This window comes from Acinetobacter sp. WCHAc060042, assembly GCF_003231195.1.
Classification (GTDB): domain Bacteria; phylum Pseudomonadota; class Gammaproteobacteria; order Pseudomonadales; family Moraxellaceae; genus Acinetobacter.
Genome location: NZ_QKVN01000075.1, coordinates 1 through 6023 on the forward strand (window position 1 = coordinate 1; position 6023 = coordinate 6023).

The following is a 6023-nucleotide window of genomic DNA, read 5'->3' on the forward strand; positions in this document are numbered from 1 at the left end:
GGGTAATCCCCCCTAAAAATACTAGCTCTTTAAAAGAGGCAGTATTATGCTTTTACAACATGGTATTTAAACTTGAGAAACTGAATTTAAAACAATCTACTGTAACTCTTCCAGACAGATATGAAATTAATCCACCCCTAACCCTTTAAACACCGCATCCACCGGATCTGCATAAAAGCTGGTCTGGAACTTGGTAAACAGTTCCACAGGAATCGTTGGGATATCTGCCGCACTACTCATTGGCAAAGCAACCTTCTTGGCACCCGCATCAAAAGCAACTTGAAGACATTCGGCAATACTTTCCACCGGTGTCACAGAACCACCCAAGCTCATATCACCCAGTACCACCATCTGACTTTGTACCGATCGTCCTAACAGGCCAGAAGCGAAAGCCACTAAACTTGGCAGAGCAAGATGGCTGAGCGGGCCGGTATTCTGTAACTCCACCACATGTAAGTGGAAGTCATGTTCCAGTACCTTACTGCCCCCCGAGATCCGAGAGGCGTTGGCCTTGAAGTAATCAAAAGCAATCTTGACCTGTTCTTTGGCACTGCTTGAATTCCATAAGCCAGATGTCGCCAACTTTCCTGAACCTTTAGTGACTTGCAGTTCTAAGCGGTATAAGCCTGGCATGCCCTTATTACTGAGTCCGATGGTATACAGGAAGCCTGGTTTGGCAGGACCTTCAGGAATCAGTCCGCCACCCCCCTGCTCTTTGACGGAAACAAAGTGCTCTTCTAGTGTGTCATTGTCGATATAGCTAAAATGCACATCATAGAATTCCATCCCTCCAATTTTCTTCAGCTGTTCTTTGACCCGACGGCGCACCTGCAGTGCATATTCCAGGCATTGCCGTACATCTTCTTTGTTAAATTGACCATGTGGGTAGAGCAGCTTCATCAATCCAGAAACCGTCTTGCGAACGGCGATCACATCACGCTGATTCAGGTTATTCCCTAGCTTAAAGTACTTCTCAATGGCATCCGCAAAACTACGCTTACGCATTTCCCGGAAGAATTCAGCCAGATAATCAACGATTAGACCATAACGGTTGGTAAAGAATTCCGGACGCATTTTTGGAATTTCCCAACCCGGGATATAGGCATGAAAGCGATCAAAGAATGCTGAATCGATCATTGCTTCAGGAAAAGGAGCCAATAAGTGGCTAGTCTTCACCAAGGATTCAACACTTTGGTTAATATTACCCACAAAAACCATCGAAGCTGAGGCTTCCATCTGTTCACGACCACGGGCAAAAGATCCTGAGGCCATGTAGTCTTTCATGATCTGTACGCCATCTTTGTCCTTAAAGGAAATACCGGCGACTTCATCAAAAGCTACCACATCCCATAAGCCCACCAGACCAATACGGCGGCTACTCATGTTATAGAACAGGTTGGCGACAGTCGTTTGCCCACCGGAGACTAAAATACTATTCGGTGAACACTCTTTGTAAATATGGCTTTTCCCGGTACCGCGTGGTCCCAGTTCACAGACGTTATAGTTATTTTCAACGAACGGAACCATACGCGCTAATAGGTGCCATTGCACGTCCTCTTTTAACGAAGCCGGTTCCATGCCGATCGAACGGATTAAACTCTCGCGCCACTGATCAGTGCTTAATGCTGCTCTGCCACTGAAGAGTTCATCCATATTCATATTCGGCATTTGAATCGGCTTGAGTAAACTCACCCCAAATGGAGAACTAGTCTGTCCTTCTTCAAAATAATAACTGAGCGTAGCAATGACCCAGATACCACCAACAAGTAATTTTTCATACTCTTTGACGATGCCTGCCGAGATTTCGGCATCTTTGATGCCCAGATTACTAAATGATGCTTCGTATTTGTCCTTACGCTCATTCAGCTTTACGGTCACCCGATCAATGACCTTATAACTGCCACGTTCACGAACCAGGGATTTCACCTTCTCAGCTTCATCAGGTCGTACATAGTTCTCTGCTAGAACCGTCTTTACGTTACGTAGTCCTTGCTCAATGATCTCTGGATCATCCGAGGCACAGTACATTCCCAGTAGGTATTCAAGTACATAGACCGGGACATTGGCCCCTTCTTTGATCAGTTTAGTCAGATCCTTACGTACCACCCGCCCAGCAAAGTGTTCATTCAGCAGCTGATCCAGTTCTTTATCGTTAGCAGATTCCATGTAGGCTACGCTCTATCGTTAATTCGTTATTAGAAGAAGTCATCGGTAAATGCCAAATCAATAGTGACCTTATAGCGTTGCATCTCGATATTCAGGTCTTTGTCCTTCAGTACCAGGAAGTAATCTTTCTTACGGTCAAAATCAGTGCCAGACAATGACAGTCTGACCTGTTTGACCCGATCGGCAACAGAATCGGTACTGCTATCAAAAGTCAAAGTTTCTTCACTGGAAACTTTAAGATCCCCATCATAAATGGCAATGGATAAAGTCACTGGCATGACCAGCTCACTGACAGCTTCAGTTTGCATCAAATCAAACTTCTGGATGTTATTGACCATCTTCAGCGTGGATTTGGTAGAAATGACCTCAACTTTACGCTTGGTCCGCTGTCCAGCCTTTTCACCACGTAGCTGTTTTACCGTCAGTACCGGCACTACGATTTCCTGAGGCATGATGCCGCCATGCACAAAACGTGAGCCTCCTACAAAATGGAAACGGTTCGCCCCTTTTGGAATCCAGAAATCAGTCGCAGATAATGTGCCTGCCGTAGCTTGGGTTGAGCCTTTCCAGGCTTCCTTGCTCTCTGGTAAACCATGCCCAATCACATAGCGTTTTTTGCTCTTCAATGTATTGGCTGGTTTTTCAGTCAAGCTTGAACGATCCGCAGACTCCAGTTTACTTTGCTGGAACAAGAAGCCATGGTCGGCTGTAATCAACAGGGTGGAAATATTGAAGTGCATTAAAATTTTACGGCTGAGTTCAGTCAGCTCTTCAATGGCATGTTCCACCGCCATAAAGGTCTCAGATTCTGTCGAGGCACTGTCACCGCGTGCATCAATCACGTTGTGATAAACGTAAATCAGCTCATAGTCTTTCAGCGCTTCACGGCCTTCATCACGCGACCAGCCTTTTACCATTTCAGCGGTTACTGCCAATCCATTATAGGCAGCCAGAATTTTGGATCGTGCTGCAGTCCCTTTGCTAGATTGCCCATCTACTAAAACATCATCCCCTGCGGCCTCTTTGTACTCCAAAGTCTGATGCGGCAATAACGAGGCCATGCCCAGTGTGGTGTAACTTGGGACAACGCCCAGCTGTGAAGACAAGGTCGCTTCAGAATAACGCTTTTCATTGATACGATCACGCAACTCTACCGCAGCTTCATAACGGAAAGCATCACTGATAATTACCACAATACGGCGTTTCGTTGCAGAATTGAGTAAGGGTCTGACGTGGGTATCGTAGAAGTTTTGCTGATTTGGGATATCTGCCACTTTCCAGACATTCAAGCGTTGTTCAGCTTCAATTCGCTCTCCCCAGTTTCGTGCCAAGTGGTCAATAAACCAGTAGGAATAGCAATTTTCGACTTCTTCATCGAGTTTCTTCAGGATATCGACATGAGCGCGTTGAGAAGCAGCACTGTAGTGGCGATAGGCCATATCAAAGCGATACAACTCCTGCTCGTAGGCTGTATACAAGGCTTCGCTAGAGTCGAAATAGAAACCGGCATCAAACAGCAGTCGCAGGCTGAACAGCTCAATCGCTGCCTGCAACGCTGTATAGACGGTACGGTATTTACGGCGGGTTGCATCGTCCTTATGTTTGGACGCCCAATAGCCATCCAGACGGGTAGAAATAATCGTTCTGAAATGTTCCAGTTCAGCTTTGGCTGCTGCAGGGATATGACTGGCCAAATCAACAATGATCTTTTGTTCAATCACTTCAAAAGTCATGACATCGAGCAGCTGCTCCAGATCAAAAGCCCCGACCTTTTCTTGGATCCGCAGTGCATTGGCCACGGTCTGGGAGAGTGTATCGAAGGTTGGGTAGTATTTGGAGCTGTCTCTCCAGCGCGACAAAAAGGCTCTGGCTGTTGCACGGGAGCTGACGGATGACATCACCAGTTCCTGAGCCCATAGCGGTATATCGCCCAGGCTTTCACAGAAACCTGTGCTCATCAAACGGATAAAGAACGTACCGAGCTTGAATGGTGCTTCCCCATTCAATTCTTCAACCGATGCTGGATAACCAATTTCCGCCTGTAATGCTGTGACTAAAGCCGGTACCAGTTGGAACTTTTCCAGTTCAGCAAAGGAGTCTGGATTCACTTCCAGACCCAGATTCTGCTGTACCATTTCATCTGCCAGTGCCAGAACGATATGCATCAGCTCTGCACTGTCGGCCTTGACCACAGCCGCAATCATGGCCATATCCAGATCCTGTGCATCTGCATCAGGCTGGATATAGCGTTTCAATGTACTCAGACGCGCTTTGGCTTTGAGGAACTCTTCACGTTTGGCCAGATGTTCTCTTAAACTTTGTTGTTGTAAACCGAGCTCATTGAAAATAATCGAGAAACGATCGGCATAGAAGCTGCGTGAATACAGCTTGATGTCCAGTAACCAGTCTTTTTCAGTTTCAGGCTCAGGACTTGGAAAATACAGCAAGTATTTACCCTGCTGATCCTCAAGTTCCAGTTTAAGCTTAATCGCAAGGCTGGATTCTTCTGCCATATTCAGAATCTGGACATCATTTAGCTCTAGGGATTTGATTTCTTCAGTAAATGACTGTTCTGCATCATACCAAAAGACAATTCGGTGCTGTTCAGTATAAAAGGCTTGTTCCAGACCTTGTTTGATTTGATCAAGATTCATTTAGTCTAGCCACCCTCTAATTTCCTTAATCCACCTTGGTACAGCATGATTTTCATCAATATTCTCGATATATCGCTTCGCAAACCTAAATTTATTATTATCTTGGTCAAAGAATCTATTTATAGCTTCCCATTCACTAGATCTTAGATCTAATGCAAAATAAGATACCTGATCAGAAATTTCTTCAATATCTTTAGTTAAGCAACATAAATCTTCAGGATAATCAGCTTTAAAAGATAATAGAGTTTGATAGAAGGTTTTACCTGGTAAGGAAGATTCAATTTCGGTAGCAGGTGAAACTGGGTTTGATTGGATATTCACTAACTTGGTGGTTTTTTCGGTATTACAATTTACCATCCTTTTACAAATTAGCTTTTCAGAATTACTGACGTTATAACTTACAAACTCAGCATCTGTATCCGAAATTAGAATTATTTTTCCATTAATTTCACTCTTAAAATCTTCATAGGCAGTTTCTAAATATTTATATAACCTCTTGATTTCTTTGGCACCACCAACTGGCACTATTCGTAGTTTTTTTGACTCGATAAGATCTTCAAAATACTTATTAAGATAAATTTTTTCAGAACTTCCTTCGCATATAAGCCAATTATATGGTTCACTCCCCATTGAGCTAGTTATTACAGATTGCACAAAATCATTCATGCTCTTTAACCGAATATCAAAAGGCAATCTTCCTTTTGAAGAAGCGGTCATCTGCTTGATTTGTTCTCGATAGGAAGCAAGGTTTATTTGATCAAATACGTGTGTACCTTCTATCTTAGAAATAATTGTCGCACTACCTGACTCTATAACTGGTAAAAATCCATACCAGTGCGATGAAAACATGACCTGCATACATTCTCGACTAATATCATAAAGTGCATCGAATTGATCAAAACAAGCAGACATATGTAAGGATGATTCTGGTTCATCAACAGCAATAATTAAATTTGCACCACTACTTCTATGCTTGGTTAATAAACTATGTGCTACATCAATAATTGCTTTTTGTTTTTCTCCTGAACTAAGTGAACTAATTTCAAGCCAAACATCACCTTGTTTTTTATGCAATTTTCTAATTTTAAAAAATGCTTGAATAATTAGGTTGTATACATCAGCCTTTTTTAGTTGTTGCTGTCTATCAGTAGGTGTTCTATAAGAATAAATTTCTAATTCACTTTCCAATTTATCTAAAAAAGC

3 protein-coding genes are annotated in these 6023 nt (G+C 43.3%); all 3 read right to left on the bottom strand.

Annotation, left to right across the window (positions count from 1 at the left end):
- Positions 1-126: 126 nt before the first annotated feature.
- Positions 127-2166, bottom strand: a complete 2040-nt coding sequence (gene brxL / locus DPG01_RS17950) for a protease Lon-related BREX system protein BrxL (RefSeq protein WP_005021615.1) — start codon at positions 2164-2166, stop codon at positions 127-129.
- Positions 2167-2195: 29 nt separating this feature from the next.
- Complete coding sequence (pglZ, locus tag DPG01_RS17955; RefSeq protein ID WP_110975965.1) at positions 2196-4820, bottom strand: BREX-1 system phosphatase PglZ type A; 2625 nt, start codon at positions 4818-4820, stop codon at positions 2196-2198.
- Positions 4821-6023, bottom strand: a 1203-nt coding sequence (locus DPG01_RS17960; protein ID WP_162622369.1) for an ATP-dependent nuclease, incomplete at its 5' end; no start/stop codon positions are given. It lies immediately after the preceding gene.